27 protein-coding genes are annotated in these 24,287 nt (G+C 70.3%); 23 read left to right on the plus strand and 4 right to left on the minus strand.

Annotation, left to right across the window (positions count from 1 at the left end; genetic code table 11):
* Nucleotides 1–89: 89 nt before the first annotated feature.
* From ABIA35_RS08295 to ABIA35_RS08320, 6 genes are all read left to right on the plus strand, one after another.
* Nucleotides 90–1,586, plus strand: a complete 1,497-nt coding sequence (locus tag ABIA35_RS08295) for a menaquinone biosynthesis decarboxylase (protein ID WP_370357510.1) — start codon at nucleotides 90–92, stop codon at nucleotides 1,584–1,586.
* Nucleotides 1,586–2,569 carry a menaquinone biosynthesis prenyltransferase MqnP gene (mqnP, locus tag ABIA35_RS08300; RefSeq protein ID WP_370357511.1) on the plus strand — a complete coding sequence of 328 codons (984 nt, stop codon included), beginning with the start codon at nucleotides 1,586–1,588 and terminating at the stop codon, nucleotides 2,567–2,569. The genes ABIA35_RS08295 and mqnP overlap by 1 nt, the downstream gene beginning before the upstream one ends.
* Before the next feature lie 3 nt (nucleotides 2,570–2,572).
* Nucleotides 2,573–2,782: a hypothetical protein gene (locus ABIA35_RS08305; protein WP_370335264.1), complete on the plus strand. Its 210-nt coding sequence runs from the start codon at nucleotides 2,573–2,575 to the stop codon at nucleotides 2,780–2,782.
* The gene (locus ABIA35_RS08310; RefSeq protein ID WP_370335262.1) at nucleotides 2,779–3,441 is read left to right on the plus strand and encodes a UbiX family flavin prenyltransferase; all 663 of its coding nucleotides are present in this window, start codon (nucleotides 2,779–2,781) and stop codon (nucleotides 3,439–3,441) included. Before ABIA35_RS08305 ends, ABIA35_RS08310 begins: the two co-directional genes overlap by 4 nt.
* A gap of 83 nt (nucleotides 3,442–3,524) precedes the next feature.
* Complete coding sequence (locus tag ABIA35_RS08315; protein WP_370335260.1) at nucleotides 3,525–4,010, plus strand: DUF3291 domain-containing protein; 486 nt, start codon at nucleotides 3,525–3,527, stop codon at nucleotides 4,008–4,010.
* Nucleotides 4,011–4,669: 659 nt separating this feature from the next.
* The gene (locus ABIA35_RS08320; protein ID WP_015796616.1) at nucleotides 4,670–5,140 is read left to right on the plus strand and encodes an Lrp/AsnC family transcriptional regulator; all 471 of its coding nucleotides are present in this window, start codon (nucleotides 4,670–4,672) and stop codon (nucleotides 5,138–5,140) included.
* Nucleotides 5,141–5,265: 125 nt separating this feature from the next.
* Here ABIA35_RS08320 and ABIA35_RS08325 read toward each other — a convergent pair whose 3' ends face one another.
* A complete protein-coding gene (locus ABIA35_RS08325) occupies nucleotides 5,266–6,195 on the minus strand; it encodes a hypothetical protein (protein ID WP_370335257.1) in 930 nt (309 codons plus the stop codon).
* Nucleotides 6,196–6,322: 127 nt separating this feature from the next.
* Between ABIA35_RS08325 and mqnE the strand changes: the two genes are divergently transcribed.
* The 5 genes from mqnE (at nucleotide 6,323) to ABIA35_RS08350 (ending at nucleotide 9,794) form a co-directional block, all read left to right on the plus strand.
* The gene (mqnE, locus tag ABIA35_RS08330; protein WP_370357512.1) at nucleotides 6,323–7,483 is read left to right on the plus strand and encodes an aminofutalosine synthase MqnE; all 1,161 of its coding nucleotides are present in this window, start codon (nucleotides 6,323–6,325) and stop codon (nucleotides 7,481–7,483) included.
* Nucleotides 7,484–7,639: 156 nt separating this feature from the next.
* Nucleotides 7,640–7,867, plus strand: coding sequence for a hypothetical protein (locus ABIA35_RS08335; protein ID WP_370357513.1), 228 nt, complete (start codon nucleotides 7,640–7,642; stop codon nucleotides 7,865–7,867).
* Nucleotides 7,868–7,883: 16 nt separating this feature from the next.
* Nucleotides 7,884–8,393 (plus strand): N-acetyltransferase family protein, encoded by a 510-nt coding sequence (locus tag ABIA35_RS08340; RefSeq protein WP_370357514.1) that lies wholly within the window; start codon nucleotides 7,884–7,886, stop codon nucleotides 8,391–8,393.
* Between the two features lie 46 nt (nucleotides 8,394–8,439).
* Complete coding sequence (locus ABIA35_RS08345) at nucleotides 8,440–8,802, plus strand: DUF4229 domain-containing protein (protein ID WP_370335250.1); 363 nt, start codon at nucleotides 8,440–8,442, stop codon at nucleotides 8,800–8,802.
* A 101-nt stretch (nucleotides 8,803–8,903) separates the two neighbouring features.
* A complete protein-coding gene (locus ABIA35_RS08350) occupies nucleotides 8,904–9,794 on the plus strand; it encodes a menaquinone biosynthetic enzyme MqnA/MqnD family protein (RefSeq protein ID WP_370335248.1) in 891 nt (296 codons plus the stop codon).
* Between the two features lie 60 nt (nucleotides 9,795–9,854).
* Here ABIA35_RS08350 and ABIA35_RS08355 read toward each other — a convergent pair whose 3' ends face one another.
* Both ABIA35_RS08355 and ABIA35_RS08360 read right to left on the minus strand, forming a co-directional pair.
* Nucleotides 9,855–10,106 (minus strand): type II toxin-antitoxin system RelE/ParE family toxin, encoded by a 252-nt coding sequence (locus tag ABIA35_RS08355; RefSeq protein WP_370335246.1) that lies wholly within the window; start codon nucleotides 10,104–10,106, stop codon nucleotides 9,855–9,857.
* Complete coding sequence (locus ABIA35_RS08360; protein WP_370335244.1) at nucleotides 10,103–10,360, minus strand: type II toxin-antitoxin system Phd/YefM family antitoxin; 258 nt, start codon at nucleotides 10,358–10,360, stop codon at nucleotides 10,103–10,105. The genes ABIA35_RS08355 and ABIA35_RS08360 overlap by 4 nt, the downstream gene beginning before the upstream one ends.
* 157 nt (nucleotides 10,361–10,517) lie before the next feature.
* Here ABIA35_RS08360 and ABIA35_RS08365 point away from each other — a divergent pair, with 157 nt between their 5' ends.
* From ABIA35_RS08365 to mqnC, 3 genes are all read left to right on the plus strand, one after another.
* Nucleotides 10,518–11,075: a PaaI family thioesterase gene (locus tag ABIA35_RS08365; RefSeq protein WP_370335242.1), complete on the plus strand. Its 558-nt coding sequence runs from the start codon at nucleotides 10,518–10,520 to the stop codon at nucleotides 11,073–11,075.
* 70 nt (nucleotides 11,076–11,145) lie between these two features.
* Nucleotides 11,146–12,108: a DUF1152 domain-containing protein gene (locus ABIA35_RS08370; RefSeq protein ID WP_370335240.1), complete on the plus strand. Its 963-nt coding sequence runs from the start codon at nucleotides 11,146–11,148 to the stop codon at nucleotides 12,106–12,108.
* A 53-nt stretch (nucleotides 12,109–12,161) separates the two neighbouring features.
* Nucleotides 12,162–13,376: a cyclic dehypoxanthinyl futalosine synthase gene (gene mqnC, locus ABIA35_RS08375; protein WP_370335238.1), complete on the plus strand. Its 1,215-nt coding sequence runs from the start codon at nucleotides 12,162–12,164 to the stop codon at nucleotides 13,374–13,376.
* 27 nt (nucleotides 13,377–13,403) lie between these two features.
* Here mqnC and ABIA35_RS08380 read toward each other — a convergent pair whose 3' ends face one another.
* Nucleotides 13,404–13,859, minus strand: a complete 456-nt coding sequence (locus ABIA35_RS08380; RefSeq protein WP_370337634.1) for a DUF3592 domain-containing protein — start codon at nucleotides 13,857–13,859, stop codon at nucleotides 13,404–13,406.
* A 138-nt stretch (nucleotides 13,860–13,997) separates the two neighbouring features.
* Between ABIA35_RS08380 and ABIA35_RS08385 the strand changes: the two genes are divergently transcribed.
* From ABIA35_RS08385 to ABIA35_RS08425, 9 genes are all read left to right on the plus strand, one after another.
* A complete protein-coding gene (locus tag ABIA35_RS08385; RefSeq protein WP_370337636.1) occupies nucleotides 13,998–15,542 on the plus strand; it encodes an AMP-binding protein in 1,545 nt (514 codons plus the stop codon).
* 113 nt (nucleotides 15,543–15,655) lie between these two features.
* The gene (locus tag ABIA35_RS08390; protein ID WP_370337638.1) at nucleotides 15,656–15,961 is read left to right on the plus strand and encodes a hypothetical protein; all 306 of its coding nucleotides are present in this window, start codon (nucleotides 15,656–15,658) and stop codon (nucleotides 15,959–15,961) included.
* Nucleotides 15,958–17,169, plus strand: a complete 1,212-nt coding sequence (locus ABIA35_RS08395) for a hypothetical protein (protein ID WP_370357515.1) — start codon at nucleotides 15,958–15,960, stop codon at nucleotides 17,167–17,169. Before ABIA35_RS08390 ends, ABIA35_RS08395 begins: the two co-directional genes overlap by 4 nt.
* A gap of 18 nt (nucleotides 17,170–17,187) precedes the next feature.
* Entirely contained in the window at nucleotides 17,188–17,979 is a 792-nt protein-coding gene (locus tag ABIA35_RS08400) for a hypothetical protein (RefSeq protein ID WP_370357516.1), read from the plus strand.
* A gap of 10 nt (nucleotides 17,980–17,989) precedes the next feature.
* On the plus strand, nucleotides 17,990–18,622 hold the full coding sequence (locus ABIA35_RS08405; RefSeq protein WP_370337644.1) for a hypothetical protein: 633 nt from the start codon (nucleotides 17,990–17,992) through the stop codon (nucleotides 18,620–18,622).
* A 189-nt stretch (nucleotides 18,623–18,811) separates the two neighbouring features.
* Nucleotides 18,812–20,485: an alkaline phosphatase family protein gene (locus ABIA35_RS08410; RefSeq protein ID WP_370357517.1), complete on the plus strand. Its 1,674-nt coding sequence runs from the start codon at nucleotides 18,812–18,814 to the stop codon at nucleotides 20,483–20,485.
* Nucleotides 20,486–20,566: 81 nt separating this feature from the next.
* Nucleotides 20,567–21,856, plus strand: coding sequence for an amidohydrolase family protein (locus tag ABIA35_RS08415; RefSeq protein ID WP_370357518.1), 1,290 nt, complete (start codon nucleotides 20,567–20,569; stop codon nucleotides 21,854–21,856).
* 85 nt (nucleotides 21,857–21,941) lie between these two features.
* A complete protein-coding gene (locus ABIA35_RS08420) occupies nucleotides 21,942–22,637 on the plus strand; it encodes a demethylmenaquinone methyltransferase (RefSeq protein WP_370337650.1) in 696 nt (231 codons plus the stop codon).
* Between the two features lie 4 nt (nucleotides 22,638–22,641).
* A complete protein-coding gene (locus ABIA35_RS08425; protein ID WP_370337652.1) occupies nucleotides 22,642–24,267 on the plus strand; it encodes a N,N-dimethylformamidase beta subunit family domain-containing protein in 1,626 nt (541 codons plus the stop codon).
* Nucleotides 24,268–24,287 lie beyond the last annotated feature (20 nt).

Here is a 24,287-nt window from a genome sequence, read left to right on the forward strand (position 1 = left end):
GTGGGTTTTCCATGTTCAACAGTAACGGTCAAGTGTTCACTGCGGGACCGGTACGGGGGTCTTCCCGCCTCTGACACATACTGGTCACCATGGCCTACGACGATCTGCGCTCCTTCCTGAAGGCCCTCGAAAAGCGGGGGCAGCTCAAGCGTGTCCGCGCGGAGGTCGACCCGCACCTGGAGGTCGGCGAGATCACCGACCGGGTGCAGAAGGCGCCGCGGGAGGACCACCACGCGGCCGGGCCCGTCAAGAACGTCGCGCTGCTGTTTGAGAACGTGCGCGGTGCGCGCACCCCGGACGGCAAGCCGATCCCGCTGGCCATGAACGTCTTCGGCACCGAGGAGCGCTTGTGCCTGGCGCTGGGCCTGAAGAACCTGGACGAGATCGGCGAGCGCATCGGCGACCTGCTCAAGCCGGAGCTGCCGCACGGCGTCTCGGGCCTGCGCGACGCGCTGGGCAAGGCCGCGCAGCTGAAGTCCGTGCCGCCCAAGCGCGTGAAGAAGGCGCCGGTGCAGGAGGTGGTGCTGACCGGCGACGACGTCGACCTGGACCTGCTGCCGGCCCTGCACACCTGGCCCGACGACGGCGGCTCGTTCTTCAACCTGGGACTGACACACACCAAGCACCCGGAGACCGGCGGCCGGAACCTGGGCCTGTACCGGCTGCAGCGCCAGGACAAGCGCACCCTCTCGATGCACTGGCAGATCCACAAGGACTCCACCAACCACTACGCGGTCGCGCAGCGCCTCGGCGAGCGGCTGCCGGTCGCGGTGGCGTTCGGCTGCCCGCCGGCGGTCACCTACGCCGCCACCGCGCCGCTGCCCTCGGACATCGACGAGTACCTGTTCGCCGGCTTCGTGCAGGGCAAGCGGGTGGAGCTGGTGGACTGCAAGACGGTGCCGCTGCAGGTGCCGGCGAACGCCGAGGTGGTGCTGGAAGGCTGGCTGGAGCCCGGGGTGACGCTGCCGGAGGGGCCGTTCGGCGACCACACCGGCTTCTACACGCCGGTCGAGCCGTTCCCGGCGCTGACCGTGAGCGCCGTGACGATGCGCCAGGACCCGATGCTCCAGTCGATCGCGGTCGGCCGGCCGCCGACCGAGGACGGTCCGCTGGGCCGGGCCACCGAGCGCTTCTTCCTGCCGCTGCTCAAGATCATCATCCCGGACCTGGTGGACTACGCGCTGCCCGAAGCCGGCGGGTTCCACAACTGCGCGATCGTCTCGATCGACAAGCGGTACCCCAAGCACGCGCAGAAGGTGATGCACGCGATCTGGGGCGCGCACCTGATGTCCCTCACCAAGCTGATCATCGTCGTGGACAGCGACTGCGACGTCCATGACTACGCCGAGGTGGCCTGGCGCGCCTTCGGCAACGTGGACTACTCCCGCGACCTCACCGTGGTTGAGGGCGTCGTGGACCATCTGGACCACGCCTCCTATCAGCAGTTCTACGGTGGGAAGGCGGGAATCGACGCGACCCGTAAGCTTCCCGAGGAGGGCTATCACCGCGGTTGGCCGGAGATGATCACCTCCGACCCGATGACCGCGGCGAAGGTCGACCGCCGCTGGAAGGAGTACGGCTTCTGATGTCCGCCGCTGCTACGTCCTCTGTGGAACCCGCGGAACCCGCGGAACCCGCCGAACCCACCGGCACCACCCGCGAGGTCAACGAGGCCCCCGAGACCGCCCGCGGCGTCGTCGGCGGCACCCGCGCCTTCCTGCGCCTGGTGCTGATCGAGCACTCGGTGTTCGCCCTGCCCTTCGCCTACATCAGCGCGCTGTGGGCGATGTCGGAGACCACCGGCCACGTGAACTGGGTCAAGCTGCTGCTGATCACCGTCGCGATGGTCGGCGCCCGCACCTTCGCGATGGCGATGAACCGCATCATCGACCGCGAGATCGACGCCCGGAACCCGCGCACGCAGATGCGCGAACTGGTGACCGGCGCGGTGTCGGTGAAGACGGCCTACCTGGGCTCCTTCGCGGCCCTGGTGGTCTTCCTGGCCGCGGCGGCCTCCCTGAACCGGCTGTCGCTGTTCCTGGCCCCGGTCGCCGTGATCCCGCTGGTCCTGTACCCCTACGGCAAGCGCTTCACGAACTACCCGCACGCCATCCTCGGCATCGCCCAGGCGATCGGCCCGATGGGCGCCTGGATCGGCGTGACCGGCCACTGGTCGTGGCAGGCGACCCTGCTGGGCCTGGCGGTCGGCTTCTGGATCGGCGGCTTCGACCTGATCTTCGCCTGCCAGGACGTCGCCGCCGACCGGGTGATCGGCGTGAAGTCGGTCCCGGCTCGCTTCGGCATCGCCGCGGCGCTGCGCGCCTCGATCGCGACCCACGTGATCACCCTGGGCCTGCTGGTCTGGTTCGGCGTGGTCGCGGACGGCGGCGTGTTCTGGTGGATCGGCATCGCGGTGGTCGCGGCGGCGTTCTGGTACGAGCACTCGCTGGTGAAGCCGGACGACCTGTCGAAGGTGAACCGGGCGTTCTTCACCACGAACGGGTTCGTGGGGATCTCGCTGTTCTGCTGCGCGCTGGTGGACCTGATCGTGGGCGGGCTGGGGGCCTGAGCAGTGAAGATCACGAAGCGGAACCGGAACCGGCTGCGGACCAGCGAGTCGTCGGAGACGACCGGCGCGAACTTTGACGACGCACCGGCGGCGACGCTGTTGTTCGAGCACGAGTCTTCCGCAGCCCTGGCTCGGCTGTCGTCCGACCGCCTCGCCGAGATGCGGGCCGAGGCGGAGACACTTGCCGAAGCCGACGTCGAGGTTCACGGATGACGCCAGCTGCCACGCCCGCCATGACCGCCCCCCGCACCCCCTGGATCGTCGGCGTCTCCGGCGCCTCCGGCACGCCCTACGCCGCCGCCACCCTCCGCGCGCTGCTCGACGCGGGGGAGGCGGTGGACCTGGTGGTGAGCCGGGCGGCGCGGCTGACGATCCTGGACGAGACCGGGGTCGCGTTCCGGGACGGGCACTGGCGGGAGGACCTGGCCGAGTGGCTGGGGTGGGTGGCGGAGGATCCGCGGCTGGACGCCGTGCGCTACTGGCCCGCCGGCGACTTCGCCGCGGGGCCGTCCTCCGGGAGCTATCCGGCCAAGGGGATGGTGGTGGTGCCCGCCTCGACCGCGGCGGTCGCCGGGATCGCGCTGGGGCTTTCGAAGGACCTGCTGCAGCGGGCCGCCGACGTGAACCTCAAGGAGCGGCGCCCGCTCGTGGTCTGCGTGCGGGAGACGCCGCTGAACCGCGGCACGCTGCGGCACATGGTCGAGCTGGACGAGGCCGGGGCCGTGGTGCTGCCCGCGGCTCCGGGGTTCTACGCCGGGCTCAAGGACGTGCAGCAGCTGGTGGACTTCGTCGCGGGCAAGATCCTGGACGTGCTCGGCGTCCCGCACACGCTCTTCCAGCGCTGGCGCGGTGATCTGGGGTCGGCCCGCTGAAACCGGGCTGCTGAACCGGTCCGCCGTCCGGGACCCGAGACGCCGGCCGCATAGACGGACGCGCTCTGAGTAGCGTGCGGCCCATGGACTCTCCCGAGGCTCTTCTGGGCCCCTTCCCGGGCTTCAACCTGGCACAGGTGAACATCGGCCGGCTGGTCGCGCCGCTGGGCGACCCGGCGATCGAGGACTTCACCAAGAACCTGGCGCGCGTCAACGACCAGGGCAAGGCGATGCCCGGGTTCGTCTGGCTCCTGGAGGGCAGCGACCCCGAACTCGGCGCCACCGACGTCGCCTGGCCCGGCGACCCCGAGATGTTCGTCAACCTGACCGTCTGGGAGTCCGTGAGCGCGCTGCGGGCCTTCGCGTTCTCCGGAGAGCACCGCACGCTCCTGGCGCGCCGCAAGGAGTTCTTCCAGAAGCTGCCCGAGGCCGCCGCCACGCTGTGGTGGATCCCGGTCGGCACCGTCCCGACGATCCAGGAGGCGCACGACCGGCTGGCGCGCTTCCGGGAGCACGGACCCACGCCGCACGCCTTCTCGTTCCAGCGGCTGTTCGCGCCGGAGGCCTGAGCCGGCGGGAAGTGCGCGAGGCACGCGAGGCACGCGAGCGCACAGCAAAGGAGCGCCCTTTCCAGTCCCGGGGGGACGGACTGGAGGGGCGCTCCCGTGGTTCCCGGCCGCCGATCACCTGGCGCCGATCCCGGGGGGGTGTCGGATCAGCGCGTGGGGTCGAGCGTTCGATCACGGGGGGGAGTTGATCGAACGCGACCGGCGGCCGGAGCTCTGAGTGGTTGGTGCGTGGTTGGTGCGTGGCGGCTACGCGGTACCCGTGTGCTGGTGGCGCGTCACCGCGCCGGTTGGTATCGCCGCAGGTCAGGCCTTGCGAGAGGCCTTCGCGTTGCGCGCCAGGCGGGCCTTGGCCGCCTGCTTGCGCAGGTCGTCCAGGCGGTGGTTCGCGGCCTGCAGCTCGTACGGGGCGAAGTTCATCGTTGACTCCTTTGATCCCTAGGGCCTAATCTGTTCTATGCCTTAGATTCTAAGGGGTTCTACGCTCTGTGTCCAATTGTTTGAAGGTGAAGGCGGTCACAGATCGTCAACAGGGGGCCACCGGCGTCCCCGGACGGCCCCGCGCGGGGGCCGGGGTCGCCCGGGGAGCCGATACCCTCGCACGCAGGTGTTGCGGACGCCCCGGCGGGCGTCCACCGATGCGGATGAGGTGATCAGGAAGCATGGACGCGGTGGACCGCGCCTTGATCGACGCGCTGCGGACCAACGGCCGCATGTCGTACGCGGAGCTGGGACGCCTGGTCAGTCTGTCCGGGCCGTCGGTGACCGACCGGATCAACCGGCTGGAGAGCAACGGCGTCATCACCGGCTACCGGGCGATGGTGGCCCCCGAGCAGCTGGGCCTGAACGTGACGGCGATGATCGGCATCCTGCTGTCGGACTCGGCCGAGCTCGACGACGTCGCCTGGCGGCTGCGCGACGTACCGGAGATCGAGGACTGCTTCTTCGTCGCCGGCGAGGAGTCCTTCCTGCTGAAGGTCCGCGCCGGCCACCCGGAGGACCTGGAGCGCATCATCGGTCGCCTCACCCGGATCCGCGGCGTGGCCCGGACCCGGACCACGGTCGCGCTGTCGACCAAGTGGGAGGACCGGCCGATGCCGCTGGCCGAGCTGGAGGAAGAGGACGCCAAGTAGCAAGTAGGGGGCCGGGTCGGCCCCGACACGCCGAGAGGGCCGCGCCAGAGGATTCGATCCTCCGGCGCGGCCCTCTCGGGTGTCTCGCGGGCTGTGCGCGGCTCGGGCAGTCCGCGTCGCGGTGCTCAGGCCAGGACGATCGTCACCACGATCGCCACGATCCCGACGTGCGAGGCGATCACCGCGGCCAGGCACGCGTAGCGCCCGGTCGCCGTGGTGTTCTCGTCGGTCAGGTAGGCCGCGGCGGCCACCGCGGCGCCGGTCACCAGGGGCACGGTCAGCAGCGGGGTCAGGTGCGGGATCACCTTCTCCATCTGCGCGGCGAACAGCAGGGCCAGCCAGCTCAGCCCGGCCACCACGGTGAAGCCCCAGGTCAGGCCCAGCGGGTTGAGCCGGCGCCAGCGCAGCAGCCCGCCGATGATCAGGATCATCGCCGGGATCGCCAGCGCGGACAGGGACAGCAGCTGCGAGTTCAGGCTGATGCCCGCGATCGAGCGCGAGGAGCCGCCGCTGGAGGCCGCGCCGCAGGCGAACGCGATCAGCAGGGACGGGATCGCGCCGATGGCGAAGGCGGTGCCGACGCGGGGGCCGAGGGCCAGGGCCGGGCCGCCGGCGGCCGCTGCGGCGCCGCTGGCACCGCCACCGCCGCCCGCGCGGCGCGAGCCGCCGGAGCGGCCCGGAGCGGCCCGCCGGGAGCCGCCGCGCGCCGGGGCGTCGTCGTAGTCCTCGTCGTAGTCGTCTCGGCTCTCACGGCCGCCACGGGCTCCGCGCGGGTCGCGGTAGCCGTCGTCGTCATGGCGCTCGTAGCCGTCCTGCGCGGGCCCGCGGCCCCGGCTGCCGCCGCGGCCCTGTGCGGGCCCGGGGGCGGCCGCGTAGTCGTCGTCGTAGGCGGCGGGCCGGGCCCGGCCGCCGGAGCGTGGTTGCTGTTGCCCGTACCCGTCGTCGTAGCCGCGACCTGCGGGTTGGCGGTCGTAGCCGTCGTACTGCCCGCGTGCACCCCGGTCGTCTCCGGGGTGGGGTCGGCCGGCGGCTCGTCTGGAGGGTGTTTCGGACATGATGACGACTATCCGCTGTCCGGGCGCCGGACCGCAACGTGATCACTCAATCCGGACGAGGTCGTTACGCAAGCCTGCCGTACTCTGCTGTGTGATCAGGACGATGTCGGACGGAAAAGGTGAGGCCATGGACGCCGGGCTCAAGCGGGAGATCGAGGAGAAGGTCCTCGGCGGTTCGCGGCTGTCCTTCGAGGACGGCGTGGCGCTGTACGACACCGATGAGGTGGCCTGGCTCGGCGAGCTCGCGCACGAAGTGCGGACCCGCAAGAACGGCGACAAGGTCTTCTTCAACGTCAACCGGCACCTGAACATGACGAACGTCTGTTCCGCCTCGTGCGCGTACTGCTCCTTCCAGCGCAAGCCGGGGGAGAAGGACGCCTACACGATGCGCATTGAGGAAGCCGTCCGCCTGGCCAAGGACATGGAGCCGGACGGCATCACCGAGCTGCACATCGTCAACGGCCTGCACCCCACGCTGCCGTGGCGGTACTACCCGAAGTCGATCAGCGAGCTGAAGGCCGTGCTGCCCGGCGTGTCGATCAAGGCGTTCACGGCCACCGAGATCCACTGGTTCGAGAAGATCTCCGGCCTGAGCGCCGACGAGATCCTCGACGAGCTGATCGAGGCCGGTCTGGAGTCCCTCACCGGCGGCGGCGCGGAGATCTTCGACTGGGAGGTCCGCTCGCAGATCGTGGACCACGCCACGCACTGGGAGGACTGGTCCCGGATCCACCGCCTGGCGCACGGCAAGGGCCTGCGCACCCCGGCCACCATGCTGTACGGCCACATCGAGGAGCCCCGCCACCGCGTGGACCACGTGCTGCGGCTGCGCGAGCTGCAGGACGAGACCGGCGGCTTCGCGGTCTTCATCCCGCTGCGCTTCCAGCACGACTTCCACGACAGCAAGGACGGCAAGGTCCGCAACCGGCTGATGAACCAGCCGATGGCCACCGGCGTGGAGGCGCTGAAGACCTTCGCGGTGTCCCGCCTGCTGCTGGACAACTTCGACCACGTGAAGTGCTTCTGGGTCATGCACGGCCTGTCGACCGCGCAGCTGGCGCTCAACTACGGCGCCGACGACCTGGACGGCTCGGTGGTGGAGTACAAGATCACGCACGACGCCGACGACTACGGCACCCCGAACAAGATGACCCGCGAGGACCTGCTGGAGCTGATCCGCGACGCCGGATTCACGCCGGTGGAGCGCAACACGCGCTACGAGGTCATCCGCGAGTACGAGGGGCCGGAGCTCGGGCGGCGCGAAGAGCCGCAGCTGATGACCTTCTGAGATCTCGCCGATCACTCAGCGAAGCAGGCTGGTGACAGATGGTGCGCATCCCCAGGATGTGCGCCATCTGTGCTGTGTCCCGGCCCGGTAACACCCCCATCCGCCGTCCGATCCTGATTTGGGAATCGGCCGACCGGTGACGCATAGTCCTATCTTGTGAACTTCCGTGATCGCCCCCGCCGTCCCTTCCGCCTGGCCACCGAGCTGCGCGTGCTGGCCGTCGGCCTGTTCGCGGTGGCCGGCGGCGCGCTGATGCTGAGCCGGTCCGAGCCGGTGGTGCCATCCGAGGTGGCGGGAGCGGCGCTGATCGTGGTCGCGGTCGCGGTGCTGAACATCGCCGTGGGCCTGCGCCGGTCGCGGCGGGCCGACGCCGTCGAGCGCTGAGCGGGGCGGCACCGTCATGGCTCTGACCTTCCGGACCCACCCCGAGATCGACGGGGACCTGCGCTCGCGGCTCGTCGACATCTGGACCGACGCCACCAACGCCGGCGGCGCCATCGGCTACATCGCCCCGGTGGAGCGGGAGACCGTGGACGCCGAGGCGTTCACGTCCTTCTCGGTCGGCCGGGACCTGTTCCTGGTCGGCTACGAGGACGGCGAGCCGGTCGCGTTCCTGGTCATCGTGGACCACCGGTTCGCGCTCAAGGACCACGCGCGCCTGCTCAAGACCGTGGCCGTGCACCCGAAACAGCAGGGCCGGGGCTACGGGGCGGAACTGCTGCGGGAGGCCGAAAGGGTGGCGCGTACCCTCGACGGTGTCGAAATGCTCCTGCTCACCTGCCGCGGCGGGCTCGGGCTGGAACACTTCTACAGCAAGTGCGGATACACCGAGGTCGGCCGCGTCCCGCGCATGTTGCGGGTCGGCGCGGACGACTACCGGGACGAGATCCACATGGCGATGAGCCTGTAGACCTCGCCTGTGGCTGGTCTCTCATACCGATGGAAGGAGTCGGCGGATGCCTGCCGACAACAAGACGGCTGACAAGGCCGAGGCGCCGACTGAGTCCGAGTCCCAGATTCTGGCGGCCGGCGCCGCGGTGGCGCAGGGCAAGCACGCCACGATGCGCTACGCCACCCTGCGCATCGGGATCTTCATCCTGTCGCTGGCGGTGCTGTGGGGCGGGGTCGCGGCGACCGGGCACATCGTGACCGGCAACGGCGTGCTGTACCTGATGATGGGCGCGCTGCTGGTCTCCGGCGTGGCGTCCTTCTTCCTGCTCTCCCGCCAGCGCGACGCGATGTCGGTGCAGGTGACCCGGCGTACCGAGCGGCTCGCGAGCCGGTTCGAGGAGAACGCGGCCATGGAGGACGAGGACTGACACGGCGGTCGCGGCGTGCCGGGGGGCGCATGTCCGGCTCGCCGCTTTCGCCCGAGTGCCCCGGCACTGGACTCCTGATCACGCGGTCGTAATCTGAACCCGTGGACGACATCTCCGACGCGCGGCTAGAAGCGCACCTCTCCCAGTGCCGGCGGCGACCCCGCGTCGGGCACATCCAGTTCCTCAACTGCCTGCCCATCTACTGGGGCCTGGTCAACTCCGGCGCGATCCTCGACATGGAGCTGATCAAGCAGAGCCCTGACGTGCTGTCGAACATGCTGGTGGCCGGCGACCTGGACATCGGCCCGATCAGCCTGGTCGAGTACCTGCGCAACGCCGAGGACCTGGTGGTCCTGCCCGACGTCGCGGTCGGCAGCGACGGCCCGGTGACCAGCTGCAACCTGGTCAGCAAGGTCCCCTTCGAAGCCCTGGACGGCGCGCGCGTGGCCCTGGGCTCGACCAGCCGCACCACCGTCCAGCTGGCCCAGCTCATCCTGCGCGAGAAGTACGGCGTCCGCCCCGACTACTTCCACTGCGCCCCCGACCTGGAGCAGATGCTCCGCGAGGGCGACGCCGGAGTGATCATCGGCGACCCGGCCCTGCGCGCCTGGCTGTACGACTCCAACCGCCTCGGCACCAACCTGCTGGACCTGGGCCAGGCCTGGAAGGACTGGACCGGCCTGCCGATGGTCTTCGCGGTCTGGGCCGTCCGCAAGGAGTACCTGGAACGCTGCCCGGACATCGTCCACGAGGTCCACCAGGGCTTCCTCCGCTCCCGCGACATCTCGCTGGAACACGTCGACAAGGTGGCACGCCAGGTCGAGCGCTGGGAACAGTTCCCGGCAGCGCAGCTGGAGGACTACTTCACAACGCTGGACTTCTCGCTGGGCGAGCGCCAGCTGGAGGGCCTGCGCGAGTTCGCCCGGCAGATCGGCGACCAGATCGGCGTCCTGGAGGTGCCCGAGGTCCAGCTGCTGCCGCAGCAGAACTGAGGCGCGGCCGGAGCCGGAGGCGGCGCCGGAGGGGAGCTGGCGCCGGGGGGTTGTTCGGGGCTATTCAACGCGGCCGAGGTGGATGACAGTGATGGTGGCGGCTGTCTCATCGATCTCGTAGACCACGCGATACCAGCCGATGCGGATGCGGCGAAGGTCCGGTGAGCCGTATGGCGCGGACCCTTCGGGGCGAGGCTCGGAGCGAAGGAGGCCCGCTGCCGCAAGAACCTGCTTCAGGCCCTCCGAGTCGTCGTCGAGGAAGCGGGAAGCCGCGGCGATGGCGCGAGGCTCCCAGATGATCGACCAGGTCATTCCGGCGGCATCCCGAGCAGCCGGAGGACTTCGTCGTGCGGCACCGGAGTGTCGGGCGTGCCGTTGGCCTGGCGGAGTCTGTACTGTGCCACAGCGAGCGCTTCTTCGATCTCAGCGAGCTCGCTCGGGTTGATCAGTATCGCCGCCGTGTGCCCGTGGTCGGTGATGGCGATCCGCTCACGGCCGTTGGCGGTGCGGCGGACCAGGGTGCCGAAGTTGGCGCGGGCCGTGGTCATCGGGTAGGCGTCACTCATGGATCCATGGTACTGAGTCGCGCATATCTTGCAACTTGTGTACACATTTGCTCACTGGACCTCCCACCTCCACCCGGGAACCAGGCGTGGTCTAAACTCGTTGTTACTCATTAGTAGCTAACTGTCGAGCCCACGCGGACCCGGGAGGTACGAGGCCATGACCGAGACCATGGACGGAATCGAGGGCGCGGAGAACGCCGGCCTCGTCGTCGAGGACATCGAGCGCACCCGCACCTACAGCTGGAACGACCCGATGGCCTCCTTTGCCGAGGGCGCGGACATGTCCGGCATCGAGTTCCTGCGGGCCATGGCCGAGGGGCGGATTCCCAGGCCGCCGATCTCGCAGACGCTGGGCTTCGACGGCCTCGGGGACGTCGATGAGGGCCGTGTGGTGTTCACCATGACCCCGGCCGAGCACCACTACAACCCGATCGGCTCCGTCCACGGCGGTGTCTACGCGACCCTGCTGGACTCGGCCTGCGGCTGCGCGGTGCAGTCGCTGCTGCCGGCCGGCGACTTCTACACCTCGCTCGACCTGTCGGTGAAGTTCCTGCGCGGCATGACCAAGGACACCGGCCAGGTGCAGTGCATCGGCACGGTGACGCACATGGGGCGGCGCACCGCGCTGGCCGAGGCGCGGATCGTGGACGGCAACGGGAAGCTGTACGCCACCGCCACGTCGACCTGCATGGTCTTCCGGGCCGGGGACAAGTAGCGGAGGCAGGGCGCCGGGCGCGCCCGGAACGCGGCGCACAGTCCTCAGCGCCCGATTATCGTCCTCTGCCATGACCACCAGCCTGCGTGAGCTTCCGCTGTTCGCCGCCTTGGCCGACTCGAACCGCATTCTTGTCGCCGGGGCCGGCGGCGGGTTCGACGTCTTCGGCGGAGTGCCCCTGGCCCTGGCGCTGCGGGAGCGCGGCGCCGAGGTGTTCCTGGCCAACCTGACCTTCGTCGCCTCCGGCTTCAGCCTCGACGCGTGGCTGGCCCCGGACGTCGCGGCCATCACGCCGACCAGTGGCGGGTTCGCCGAGTACTTCCCGGAGCGCACCCTGGCGCGCTGGCTGAAGACCGTGGGCGAGCCCTCGACGGTCTACTCCTTCCAGCGGACCGGGGTCGAGCCGCTGCGCGCGGCGTACCGGGCCCTGATCGAGCACCACGCCATCGACGCGATCGTGCTGGTCGACGGCGGGACCGACATCCTGATGCGCGGGGACGAGACCGGGCTGGGGACGCCGGCCGAGGACATGCTGAGCCTGGCCGCCGTGGCCGGACTGGACGAGGTGCCGGTGCGGCTGGTGGTCAGCGTCGGCTTCGGGATCGACGCGTACCACGGCGTGAACCACGTGCAGGTGTTGGAGAACCTCTCCGATCTGGACGCCGACGGCGCCTATCTCGGCGCGTTCTCCATCCCGCGCTCCAGCCGCGAGGGCTCGCTCTACCTCGACGCCGTAGCGTACGCGCAGGAGAACACCCCTATGCGGCCGTCCATCGTGCACGGCCAGATCGCCTCGGCGATGCTCGGCGTGTCCGGAAATGTCCACTTCACACAACGCACACACAACAGTGTGCTTTTTGTGAATCCGCTCATGGCGATGTACTTCACAGTCACCGTCGAGGGACTCGCCGCCCGGCACCTCTACTTGCCGGAATTGGAGGGTACCCAGACCTTCGGACAGATCCCGACGATCATCGAGACCTTCCGCGACGGTCTGGCCGGGCGCCGGATACCCAGACAGTTCCCGCACTGAGTACCGAAGTACCCTGGAGGGGAACCGAAGATCCCGGACGAAGGGCACGCCCGATGAGCAAGCAGATCTCCGCGGAGCTCCAAGACGCCCTCGACCGGGCCGCGGACGGCGGTCGGATCGAGCACGAGGAAGCGCTGGAACTGTACCGCCACGCGCCGCTGCACGCTCTGGGCACCGCCGCGGACGCCGCACGCCGCAAGCGCTACTCCGGCGTCTACGGCGAGAACGGCGAGATCGCCACGTACATCATCGAGCGGAACATCAACTACACCAACGCCTGCGTCACGGCGTGCAAGTTCTGCGCCTTCTACGCGGCGCCGAAGTCGGACAAGGTGTGGACGCGTCCGCTGGAGGACATCCTGCGCCGCTGCGCGGAGACCGTGGCCCTCGGTGGTACCCAGATCATGTTCCAGGGCGGCCACCACCCGGACTACGGGGTCGAGTACTACGAGGAGAACTTCCGCGCCATCAAGGCCGAGTACCCGCAGCTGGTCATCCACTCCCTCGGCGCCTCCGAGGTGCAGCACATGGCCAAGGTCTCCGGCGTCACCATCGAGGAGGCCATCACCCGCCTGAAGGAGTCGGGCCTGGACTCCTTCGCCGGCGCCGGCGCCGAACTGCTCCCGGCCCGCCCCCGCAACGCCATCGCGCCCCTGAAGGAGTCCGGCGAGCGCTGGCTGGAGATCATGGAGACCGCCCACGGCCTCGGCCTGGAGAGCACCTCCACGATGCTGATGGGCACCGGCGAGACCAACGCCGAGCGCATCGAGCACCTGCGCATGATCCGCGACGTGCAGGACCGCACCGGCGGCTTCCGCGCCTTCATCCCGTACACGTACCAGCCGGAGAACAACAAGCTGAAGGGCCAGACGCAGGCCACCATGTTCGAGTACCTGCGCCTGATCGCCGTCGCCCGCCTGTACCTGTACAACGTCGCGCACATCCAGGGCTCCTGGCTCACCGTCGGCAAGGAGGCCGGCCAGCTCTCCCTGCACTACGGCGCCGACGACCTGGGCTCGGTGATGCTCGAGGAGAACGTGGTCTCCTCCGCCGGCGCCAAGCACCGCTCCAACCGCATGGAGCTGATCCACCTGATCCGCGCCGCCGGCCGCGTCCCGGCCCAGCGCAGCACGACCTACGAACTGATCACCGTGCACGACGACCCGGCGAACGACCCGGTCGACGACCACGTGATGAGCCACATCGCCTCCACCGCGATCGAGGGCGGCACCGCGCACCCGGAGCTGAAGCTGGTGGATGTGCGGTAACACCCCGCGAGGCGGCGGCGCCGCGGGCTAGTGCCCGAAGGACCAGGAGACGCTCACCACGGTCAGCAGGATGCCCGCGGCGACGGGCACCAGCTCGCGGGCCTGGAAGTCGAACCCGCCGACCGCCACGCGCTCGGGTTTGCGGGCGTCGTAACGGACCTCGACCGCTTCGCCCGCCGCCTTGGCGCAGCGCGGGCGGTAGAAGGCGGGCGAGGTCGTCACCTGCCGGCCGTCGGCAGTGGTGAAGGCGACGAACGGGCGTCGCATCGGACGCCTCTCGCCGTTGCTTCCGCGGATCTCCACCTTGGTCACCGTCGCGGCGGCTTTGGTGCCGGACATGAGCAGGATCCAGCTGGGGATGCGGCGCAGTCCGCGCACAGCGATGATGACGCCCAGAGCGCTGGCGAACACCGTCAGCCAGCGCACGACGGGGTTGGTGTCGGCGACGACCGGATCCGGCGCCACCGCGAGTATGAGATGCACCGTAGGTATCTACAGGTTGATCGACGGGCTCGCAAGCAGACCGGGTGACAACACCCGGCCGCGGCCGGATCCCGATCAGTTCGGCGACACGCCGAACAGCCTCTATGCAGAGCTACTCGGAAGTAAGACAGTGAGGGAATGCAAATCCCCCTCACTGTCTCCGACTTCCTGGACCGCGCAGAAGCCGTCTACGGCGACAGGGCTGCCGTCGTCGACGAGCCCGACCAGCCCGCGCCGTCCTGGGGCACCCTCACGTACAAGGACATCGCGCGGCGGGCGCGGGCGCAGGCGGCGGCGTTGGACCGGCTGGGGGTCGGCGCCGGGGCGCGGGTGGCGGTGGTGTCGCACAACTCGGCGCGGCTGCTCACCTCGTTCTTCGGGGTCAGCGGGTACGGGCGGGTGCTGGTGCCGGTGAACTTCCGGCTGCGGGCCGACGAGGTCGCCTACATCGTCGAGCACAGCGGGGCGGAGGTGCTGCTCGTCGATCCCGAGGTGGACGAGGCGCTCAAGGGCGTGACGGCGCGGCACCGTTTCGTCATCGGCGCCGAGACCGACGCCGTGTTCTTCGAGGGTGAGCACGAGCCGGTGCGGCACGCCGTCGGCGAGAACGACACCGCGACCATCAACTACACCTCCGGCACCACGGCGCGGCCCAAGGGCGTGCAGCTGACGCACCGCAACCTCTGGCTGAACGCGGTCCTGATGGGCCTGCACCTCGGCGTCGGCGACCGGGACGTCTACCTGCACACGCTGCCGATGTTCCACGCCAACGGCTGGGGCATGCCCTACGTCGTGACCGGCCTGGGCGCCGAGCAGATCGTGCTGCGCAAGGTCGACGGGGCCGAGATCCTGCGCCGGATCGAGCGGCACGGCGTCACGCTGCTGAACGGCGCGCCGACCGTCATCGCGATGGTGCTGGCGGCGGCCCAGGAGTGGGAGGGCGAGATCCCCGGCCGGGACCGGGTCCGGGTGGTGGTGGCCGGCGCGCCGCCGCCGAGCACCGTCATCCAGCAGGTCGAGGACGTGCTGGGCTGGCAGTTCAACCAGATCTACGGCCTGACCGAGACGGCCCCGCTGGTCACCGTGAACCGGACCCGCCAGGAGTGGGACGGCCTGTCGAGCCTGGAGCGCGCGCAGAACCTGATGCGCGCCGGCGTCCCCTCGCTGGGCACCCGCATGGTCACCGACGACGAGGGCGAGGTCCTGGTGCGCTCCAACGTGGTGCTCCAGGGCTACTGGCAGCAGCCCGAGGAGTCCGAGCGCGCGCTGGCCGACGACTGGTTCCACACCGGCGACGGCGGCGCGATCAGCGGCGACGGATACCTGACGATCTCCGACCGCAAGAAGGACGTCATCATCACCGGCGGCGAGAACGTGTCCTCCATCGAGGTCGAGGACGCGCTCTACAAGCACCCGGGGATCGCCGAGTGCGCGGTGATCGGCGTGCCGGACGAGAAGTGGGGCGAGACCATCAAGGCCCTGGTGGTGCTGAAGGAGGACCACTCCTCGCGGGCCACCACCGAGGCCGAGGTGATCAAGCACTGCAAGGGGCTGATCGCCGGCTACAAGGCGCCGACGAGCGTGGAGTTCCGGGAAGTGCTGCCGCGCACCGCGACCGGCAAGCTGCAGAAGTTCAAGCTGCGCGAACCGTACTGGGAGGGGCGGGAACGCAAGGTGAACTGAGAGCCGCGGCAATAAGGGTTCTTGTGTATTGCGCAGGTCTCTGGCTACGTTGTCCCGCGTAAGTCGGGCGCATACGACTATCACGCGGGTCCGCCCGCGACGGGGATGGGGCTATGTCAGGGACCTTGCAGCTGGACGACGCCACGTTGAACGCCATCGTGTCGGCGCTCAACCAGGCGGCCACGCGCATGCAGACATTGAGCAAGTCGGTGCAGGGCAACGACGTGGACGTCGTCGGCGCCGACGCGCTCATCGAGGGCATCGACAAGATGCAGGAGAACATCGGCGGCCGGGTGGGGCTGCTCGCGATCTGTGCGAACGACCTGGCCGAGAAGGTGAAGGGCGTGGGCACCACGTTCGACGCCGCCGACCGGAACATCGCGCACAGCGCCGGCGGCCGTGCGCAGGCGATCGCGTGAGCGCGCACGCCCGGCCGATGCCGAACCTGGGCTGGGACCCGACGCCCGGGGACGTCGCGGGCACCCAGGCCCTGGCGCGCAAGCACGACGCGGCCATCACCGAGCTGAACTCGATCATGACCCTGCTCAAGGGGATCGACACCGGGCCCTGGCAGGGTGACGCGGCGCAGCGCACCGAGGTCGAGGTCTTCGAGAAGGTGATCCCGGCGCTGCAGTCGGTCATCGACGACGCGCAGAAGATGGCCGACGCCTCCAAGGCCTGGGTGGGGCAGCTCGCCGGCTTCCAGTCCGAGGCCGCCACGCTGGAGAACCAGGCGAAGGGCGCGGCCGCCGACCTGGCCTCGGCCCAGAAGGAGAAGGCCGGCCCCGGGCAGCTGAAGCAGCAGGACGTCTCCGACGCGCAGTCCGCGGCCTCCGGCGTCCAGGCCAAGGCGCACGAGCTGAACGACCGCTACAACGAGGCGGCGAAGAAGGGTTCCGGCGAGGAGGAGAGCAAGCCCTTCTCCGAGCAGATCGAGCCCTACCGCATCATCCTCGAGGGCATCTTGTCGCCGCTGGACATCGTGGCCGCCGACAAGTGGATCGACATGCTCAAGGAGGTCGCCGGCCAGCCCTCCGAGTGGGTCAAGGGCGTGGACGAGGCCGTCGAGGCCGCCGAGGGCCTGCGGGCCGAGGGCAAGTCCGCCGCCGAGGCCCTGATCGAGGCGGCGCAGCTGGCCGAGCGGGCCGGCGGCGAGATCGACGCCTTCGAGGCGTTCTCCCCGGGCTGGCTGTCGCTGGCCGCGCGCGGCATCGTGGGCATCAGGGGCCTGAGCGCCGGGCTGAGCGGGCTGGGCCTGCTGGCCGACGGCCTCACCGTCGTGTGGCCGCCGGACAAGGGCGCCATGGGCTGGGTGGACCGCGGCGCGGCCGGCATCAACGGCGGCCTGATCGCGGCCAACCTGATGATGGACGAGATCCCGGTGGCCGGCGAGGTCGTGATGATCGGCACCGGGCTGTATCTGGCGGGCAATTTCCTGTACCACCACTGGAAGCCGTTCACGAACGTCTGCAACGCGGTCGGCCACGGTACTGTCGTCGCGGCGAAGGCCGTCGGGCACGGCGTCACCGTCGGGGCCGAGGACGTCGCGCACGGCGTCACCACGGGGGCCAAGGACGTCGGCCATGCGGCGAAGTCGGCGTGGCACGCCGTGACCAGCATCTTCTAGCGGCGGCACGAGGACGAGATGAACACCGAGGCATTGATGACACCGCGGGAACGCGAGGCGGCGGCGGTGCGGCTCTTCGAGCGCGCCGGGGCCGGGGAGACGGTCGATCTGGCCGTGCTGTCGGCGATGGAGCGCTGTGTCCTGGGCGGCCCGAAGCAGGCGCTGTTCGAGCAGGAAGTCGTGCAGGCCTGGAACGAGTTCGGCGAGAAGCGCCGGACGAAGGCCATGGACGCGAACCTGGCGACGCTGCGCGAGCGCGGGCTGCTGCTGGACGACGCCCCCGAGGGGCCCGGCGTGGCGGCCTGGAGCGTGTCGCCCGAACTGGGGATCCTTCTGGGGGCGTGCGAGCGGCCCACCTATGTGGTGGCGACCGAGGTCGAGGGCAGACAGACGCGCTGCCTGCAGTTCTTCGCGGTCGGCGACCTCGAGCAGCCGGTGCGCGGCGTCGTGGTCGAGGAGCCGGTGGCGCTGCCGCCGGGGGCGTACAAGCACGTCAAGAACCTGGGCCCGCTGGGCTGGATGACGCGCTACCGTCTGGTCTCCGAGACCGCGGCCGCCGGCATCCTGGCCGATGTGGCCCTGGTGCCGCGGCAGGACAAGGACGGGACGTATCCCTACAACATCCGCCGGTTCAGGCACCACGACGGCAGGCCGGTCACCGAGGCCGGGCTGTCGGTCATCGGCGCCGGGACGTCGGCCCGGGTCCGGCTGTTCAAGGGCGACCCGCGGAACCCGGACGACGTCGTGCTGGTGGACCCCGAAGGCCTGCGCGGCCTGCTCACCCGGGTCCTGACCGCCGGCGCCTGGTGAGGTGATCGCGATGGCCGAGTACCGGGAGACCCGCACCGCCCTGACCTGGCCCCTGGTCGTGGCCGGAGGCGTGGTCCCGGCCGCGCTGATGCTCGCGGGCCTGGTGCTCGGCGTCGCGGTGGGTCCGGCGTGGTTCGTGGTCGTGGTCGTGGTGCCCTTCTGCCCGCCGTTCATCGTCTATATCAGCCTGCTGTGGCGCAACCGCCGCACCGGGATCGCGGTGGACGACGCGGGCCTGCGGATCGGGGCGCTCGACGGCGGCGCCGACTCGTATCAGGCCCCGTGGGTCGCGGTGCGGTCGGCGCGGATCGAGACCAGCGCGGGGGTCGTCGACGCGATGCTGAAGGCCCGCCGGATCTTCAGTGCCAACCGGTACTGGGGCGTCCCGCGCGGCCACTCGCACTACACGATCGCCGCCGGGGTTCTCGTCCCGCCGTTCGCACGGACCGTGCTGATCGTCGAACTCGCCGAGCTGACCGGCGTCGAGGCCCGGCCGCCGAAGCCCCGGCGGTACTTCGGCAACTACCTGAACGTCGCCTCGTTCTCGCGCCGGTACCAGCCGAAGGAGAGCACCGTGTGGCTGGTTCCGACGCGGCGTCCGGAAGATCTCGCATCCGCTTTGGCGCAGCACGGGTTCGGCTGACCGGGCGAGCCTGATCAGGCCTCTGTCAAACCGCGACGCCCCTGTTTGTCGTCCCGGCAATCGTCCGGCAGGACTCCGTTGGGCCGTTGTTCAGCCACCGGTGCGGCCTGCGGCCACCTTCGCCTCGCAGGATACGGGGCGGCGACCGGCCATCCCGGGCTGGTCGCACCTCACGAGGAGGCCCCTGCCTTGTCCCGCACCGTCACCCGGCTCGCCGTCGCAGGCGGCCTGACCGCCCTGCTGGGCGGAGTCCTGGCCGCCGCCCCGTCCCAGGCGGCCTCGCACGGCAAGACGCACGCCGCCGCGAAGCACGTACTGCTCATCTCAGTGGACGGCCTGCACCAGTCGGACCTGGCCTGGTACGTGAAGCAGCACCCGAACTCGGCGCTGGCCGCGCTGGTCAAGGGCGGCGTGGACTACTCCGCGGCCTCGACGCCGGTCCCGTCGGACTCCTTCCCGGGCATGACCGCCCAGGTCACCGGCGGCGACCCGGGGACCACCGGCGTCTACTACGACGACACCTACAACCACGGCCTGCTCCCGGCCGGCACCACCAAGTGCGACGGCAGCGTCAAGCCGGGCGCCGAGGTCGACCTCACCGAGGACCTGGACTGGAACAAGAACTCGATCGACGCCGGCCAGGGCCTGGCCGGTCTGCCGAACTCGATCCTGAACCTCACCGGCGACGCCTCGAAGCTGATCAACCCGGCCAAGCTGCCGGTGGACCCCAAGACCTGCAAGCCGGTCACCCCGAACAGCTACCTGCAGGTGAACACGATCTTCAACGTGATCACCGACGCCGGTCTGCGCACCGCCTGGTCCGACAAGCACGCGGCCTACGACATCCTGGACGGCCCGCAGGGCAACGGCATCCAGGACCTGTTCACCCCGGAGATCAACAGCCAGGACCCGGCGCTGGCCGCGGGCAAGGACTGGACCACGGACAACGCCGCGACCCGGCAGTACGACAACTACAAGGTCCAGGCCGTCCTGAACGAGATCGACGGCTACGACCACAGCGGCAAGACCAAGGTCGGCACCCCGGCGATCTTCGGTCTGAACTTCCAGTCCGTCTCCACCGCGGAGAAGCTGCCGACCTCCGAGGGCCAGGCCGGCGGCTACCTCGCCGACGGCGAGACTCCCGGCCCGCTGCTGTCCGGTTCGCTTGACTTCGTCAACGGCGAGGTCGGCCGGTTCACCGCCGAGCTGAGGAAGGACGGCCTGGCCAAGAGCACCACCATCATCCTGTCGGCCAAGCACGGCCAGTCCCCGAAGGACCCGGCCGCGCTGACCCGCATCGACGACGGCGCGCTGCTCGACGGCCTGAACGCGGCGTGGAAGAAGGCCCACCCGGGCGCCGGCGACCTGGTCGCGTTCTCCGTCGACGACGACGCGATGCTGCTGTGGCTCAACGACCGCGGCCAGGCCGCCGCGGACTTCGCGAAGAACTACCTGCTGGCGCAGAGCGGCACCGGCAACGGCATCACCGGCGCCGCGAAGGCCTTCACGCACGGCGGCCTGACCAAGGTCTACGCCGGCGCCGAGGCCCGCGCGTACTTCCACGTGCAGCCGGGCGACAACCGGGTTCCGGACCTGTTCGGCATCGCGCAGCAGGGCGTGGTGTACACCGGCGGCCAGAGCAAGATCGCCGAGCACGGCGGCGCGGCCGACGACGACCGCAACGTGCCGATCGTGGTGTCCGGCGCGGGCGTCAGCGCGCGCGGCGTGAACGGCCAGCAGGTCGAGACCACGCAGATCGCCCCGACCATCCTGCGCCTGCTGGGCCTGGACCCGCAGCGCCTGCAGGCGGTGCGGATCGAGCACACGAAGGTGCTGCCGGCGCTCGGCCGCGACTGCGACTGAGCTGCGTCGATCGAGAACTGACAGGCCGTCGGGCCGGTGCCATGGCGCACCGGCCCGACGGCTTTGCCTTAACCTCGAACGGTGCTGACCCTCCATGCCGCCCCGCTCGTCCTGCCCATGACCTCGGCCCCGATCGCCGACGGCGCGATCGTCGTCGACAACGACCGCGTCGTCGCGGTCGGCACCCGGGCCGACCTCGTCGCCGCGCACCCCGAGGCGCGCGTGCGTGACTGGCCCGGCATTCTCATGCCGGGGCTGGTCAACAGCCACGCGCACACGCAGTACTACGACTTCGGGGACCTGGCGTCCTCCGGCCTGCCGTTCCCCGAGTGGCTGCACCAGATGGTCGCGCGCCGGGCGACGTTCACCGACGCGATGTGGCAGGAGTCCACCCGGCGCGGGCTGCACGCGTACCTGAAGACCGGGACCACGGCGGTCGCGGACATCGTGACCGAGCCGGCGGTGCTCTCGGCGATCGCGCGCAGCGGGATCCGCGGCGTGGCCTACATCGAGGCGGTCTTCGCCGACGACGCTTCGTGGGCGGCCGGAAAGCGGGCGGACTTCGTGGTGGCGGTCGACGGCGCCGGCGGTCCGGTCCGCGGCGTCTCGCCGCACACGCCCTTCACCATCAGCACCGGTGTGTACGAGGACTGCGTCGTCATCGCCCACGAGGGCGGCAGGCGCCTGCACCCGCACATCGCCGAGACCACGCAGGAATCGGAGTACGTGCTGACCGGCACCGGCCCCTTCGCCGACAACGCCAAGCAGTTCGGTCTGGACTTCTCCGACATCCTCGACCGCGGCACCGGCATGACGCCGGTGGAGTGGGCCGACGCGCGCGGCGCGCTCGGCGCCGACTGCCACATCGCGCACGGCGTCCACACCAGCGAGTCCGACCGCGCGCTGCTGCGCGAACGCGGTACCGCCGTGGCGTTGTGCGTGCGCTCGAACCGGATCCTGGAGGCCGGGGAGCCGCCGGTGGCCGCGTATCTGGCCGAGGGCTCGCCGATCGGCATCGGCACCGACTCCGCAGCCTCCTCGCCCTCGCTCGACCTGCTGGACGAGGCGCGGGCACTGAAGGCCGTGGCTCGGGCCCAGGGCTACGCCGCCGACGATCTGGACCGTCGCATCGTGGAGGCCGCGACCCTCGGCGGCGCGGCCGCGCTCGGACTGAGCGAGGGAGCGGACCGGGTCGGGCGGCTGGAGCCCGGAGTCCGTGCGGACTTCGCGGTGTTCTCGGTGGAAGGCAGCGTGGGCGGTGCCGGCGGCGCGGACAGTGCCGGCGACGGCGATCCCCATGCGCGGCTGATCGACCACGGCACCTGTGTGGCCACGGTGCTCGGCGGCAAGATCGTGCACCGGACTGTCTGAGCCGGCTGTGCCATCTGTGCTTTCTGCGCGCCGGAGTGTCCGAGGCGGTACCGGCCCCGGACACTCCGGGTGAGAGAATCGGCCCGTGAGCCGAGCATCCCTGGACAAACAGCCGCACGAGGTCGCCGCCATGTTCGACGGCGTGGCCGAGCGCTACGACCTGACCAACGACGTCCTGGCGCTCGGCCAGACGCGGCTGTGGCGGCGCGCGGTGCGCCAGGCCGTGGACGCCAAGCCCGGGCAGCGGGTGCTGGACCTCGCGGCCGGCACCGGGACCAGCACGCAGCCGTTCCACGCCGCCGGGGCGGAGACCGTCTCCTGCGACTTCTCCCTGGGCATGCTCCAGGTCGGCAAGCGCCGCCTGCCGCACCTGACCTTCGCCGCCGGCGACGCCACGCGCCTGCCGTTCCGGGACGGCGTCTTCGACGCCGTCACCATCTCCTTCGGGCTGCGCAACGTCCAGGACACCGAGGTCGCGCTGCGCGAGATGCTGCGCGTCGCCAAGCCCGGCGGGCGCCTGGTGGTCTGCGAGTTCTCGCGCCCGACCATCGCGCCCTTGCGCACGGCGTACATCGAGTACTTGATGAAGGCGCTGCCCGCGGTGGCGACGAAGGTGAGTTCGAACCCGGACGCCTACGTCTACCTCGCCGAGTCCATCCGGGCCTGGCCGGACCAGCGGGAACTGGCGGCCGTGATCGGCGGCGCGGGCTGGCGGCGGGTCGCGCACCGTAACCTGACTGGCGGAATCGTCGCATTGCATCGCGCGTATAAGGAAGACTGAGCCTGTGAAGGCTCGAATAGGCAGGGCGGCAGCGCTCGTCACCGCGGTGCTGGTCCTGGCCTCGGCCGCGGCGTGCTCGGGGGGCGGTTCGAAGCATTCGGGCCCTGACAACGGCGGGGTTCCCGGCACCGCGCGGAACAGCAGTCCGGGCGCTTCCGGCGACGGTCCTACTGGGGCTCCCGCTGGGGCTCTGAACGTCGCGGCGGAGAACGCGCAGCCCGGTACGCCCGACTGGAACAAGGGCGTGGACTCCGGTGCCGACCACGGGATCGAGGGCTACGCCGACCAGATCGAGGTGACGTCGGGGGACAGCTTCAAGCTGTTCGTGAACACCACCGCGCCGCAGTTCACCGCCACGGCCCTCCGGATCGGCTACTACGGCGGGACTCAGGCCCGGCAGGTGTGGAAGTCCCCGGTGACCGCCGGGAAGGTGCAGCCGGCGGCGACGGTGCGGGCCCAGGTGAACACGGTCAGCACGACCTGGCAGCCGTCGATGACGGTGTCCACGAGCGGCTGGCCGGAGGGCTCGTACCTGATCCGGCTGGACGCGGTCGGCGGCAAGGTGAAGGGCGCGCGGTTCGTGCCGGTCACCGTCAAGTCCACCTCCACGGCCGGCAAGGTGGTGCTGATCAACGGCGTCACCACGTGGCAGGCGTACAACGAGTACGGCGGGTACGACCTCTACAGCGGCGGCCCGAGGAACGACTACGCGCACCGCGCCCGGATCGTGTCCTTCGACCGGCCCTACGACACCACCGGCGCCGACCGCTTCCAGACCTACGAGCAGTCCTCGATCGTCTTCGCCGAGAAGCTGGCAGCCGGCCACGGACTCCAACTGGCCTACGCCACGGACCTGGACCTGCACGAGAACCCCGGCCTGTTCCAGGGCGCCCGGGCGATCATCTCGCTGGGCCACGACGAGTACTACTCGACCCAGATGCGCCAGACCCTGACGCAGGCGCGCGACGCCGGGACGAACATCGCCTTCCTCGGCGCGAACGCGATCTTCCGCCACATCCGCTTCCAGGACTCGCCGCTGGGCAAGGACCGCATCCAGGTGGACTACAAGGACGCGGCCGAGGACCCGATGCACGCGACCGACCCGGAGGAGTCGACCCAGGACTGGCGCAACCCGCCGGACCCGCGCCCGGAGAACGTGCTGACCGGCGTCTTCTACGAGTGCAACCCGGCGAACGCGAACATGGTCGTCTACGACCCGACCTCGTGGCTCCTGGCCGGCACCGACGCGCACGCGGGCCAGTCCTACAAGGGACTGGTCGGCGTGGAGTACGACCGGGTGGTGTCGGACCCGACCACACCGCACCCGATCGAAGCCCTCACCCACTCGCCGATCACCTGCCAGGGCAAAGCCTCCTACGCGGACTCGGCCTACTACACGGTCCCCTCCGGCGCGGGCGTCTTCGCCACCGGAACCATGCGCTGGAACTGCGCCCTGGTCAGCGGCGGCTGCACCGACAAAATGGACGCCGCCGCCCACACCTTCGCCCAGCAGGTGACGGCCAACATGCTCCTGGCCTTCGCCGCCGGCCCGGCCGGCAAGACGCACCCGGCGCAGGACAACACCGCGAAGCTGAAGCCGGCGCCGAGCCGGGGCGGGGTGGCGCCGTAGCGGAGGCGCCTGGCGCATGA

The organism is Catenulispora sp. MAP12-49 (genome assembly GCF_041262705.1).
Lineage (GTDB): Bacteria > Actinomycetota > Actinomycetes > Streptomycetales > Catenulisporaceae > Catenulispora.

Coding starts and splice junctions, on each gene's coding strand:
- ABIA35_RS08295 (WP_370357510.1), top strand. CDS start 90: ATGGCCTACGACGATCTGCGCTCCTTCCTGAAGGCCCTCGAAAAGCGG.
- ABIA35_RS08355 (WP_370335246.1), bottom strand. CDS start 10,106: ATGACCTGGTCGATCATCTGGGAGCCTCGCGCCATCGCCGCGGCTTCC.
- ABIA35_RS08400 (WP_370357516.1), top strand. CDS start 17,188: ATGAACACCGAGGCATTGATGACACCGCGGGAACGCGAGGCGGCGGCG.
- ABIA35_RS08370 (WP_370335240.1), top strand. CDS start 11,146: ATGACCACCAGCCTGCGTGAGCTTCCGCTGTTCGCCGCCTTGGCCGAC.
- ABIA35_RS08385 (WP_370337636.1), top strand. CDS start 13,998: ATGCAAATCCCCCTCACTGTCTCCGACTTCCTGGACCGCGCAGAAGCC.
- ABIA35_RS08390 (WP_370337638.1), top strand. CDS start 15,656: ATGTCAGGGACCTTGCAGCTGGACGACGCCACGTTGAACGCCATCGTG.
- ABIA35_RS08340 (WP_370357514.1), top strand. CDS start 7,884: ATGGCTCTGACCTTCCGGACCCACCCCGAGATCGACGGGGACCTGCGC.
- ABIA35_RS08360 (WP_370335244.1), bottom strand. CDS start 10,360: ATGAGTGACGCCTACCCGATGACCACGGCCCGCGCCAACTTCGGCACC.
- ABIA35_RS08345 (WP_370335250.1), top strand. CDS start 8,440: ATGCCTGCCGACAACAAGACGGCTGACAAGGCCGAGGCGCCGACTGAG.
- mqnP (WP_370357511.1), top strand. CDS start 1,586: ATGTCCGCCGCTGCTACGTCCTCTGTGGAACCCGCGGAACCCGCGGAA.
- ABIA35_RS08405 (WP_370337644.1), top strand. CDS start 17,990: ATGGCCGAGTACCGGGAGACCCGCACCGCCCTGACCTGGCCCCTGGTC.
- ABIA35_RS08320 (WP_015796616.1), top strand. CDS start 4,670: ATGGACGCGGTGGACCGCGCCTTGATCGACGCGCTGCGGACCAACGGC.
- ABIA35_RS08325 (WP_370335257.1), bottom strand. CDS start 6,195: ATGTCCGAAACACCCTCCAGACGAGCCGCCGGCCGACCCCACCCCGGA.
- mqnE (WP_370357512.1), top strand. CDS start 6,323: ATGGACGCCGGGCTCAAGCGGGAGATCGAGGAGAAGGTCCTCGGCGGT.
- ABIA35_RS08315 (WP_370335260.1), top strand. CDS start 3,525: ATGGACTCTCCCGAGGCTCTTCTGGGCCCCTTCCCGGGCTTCAACCTG.
- ABIA35_RS08310 (WP_370335262.1), top strand. CDS start 2,779: ATGACGCCAGCTGCCACGCCCGCCATGACCGCCCCCCGCACCCCCTGG.
- mqnC (WP_370335238.1), top strand. CDS start 12,162: ATGAGCAAGCAGATCTCCGCGGAGCTCCAAGACGCCCTCGACCGGGCC.
- ABIA35_RS08365 (WP_370335242.1), top strand. CDS start 10,518: ATGACCGAGACCATGGACGGAATCGAGGGCGCGGAGAACGCCGGCCTC.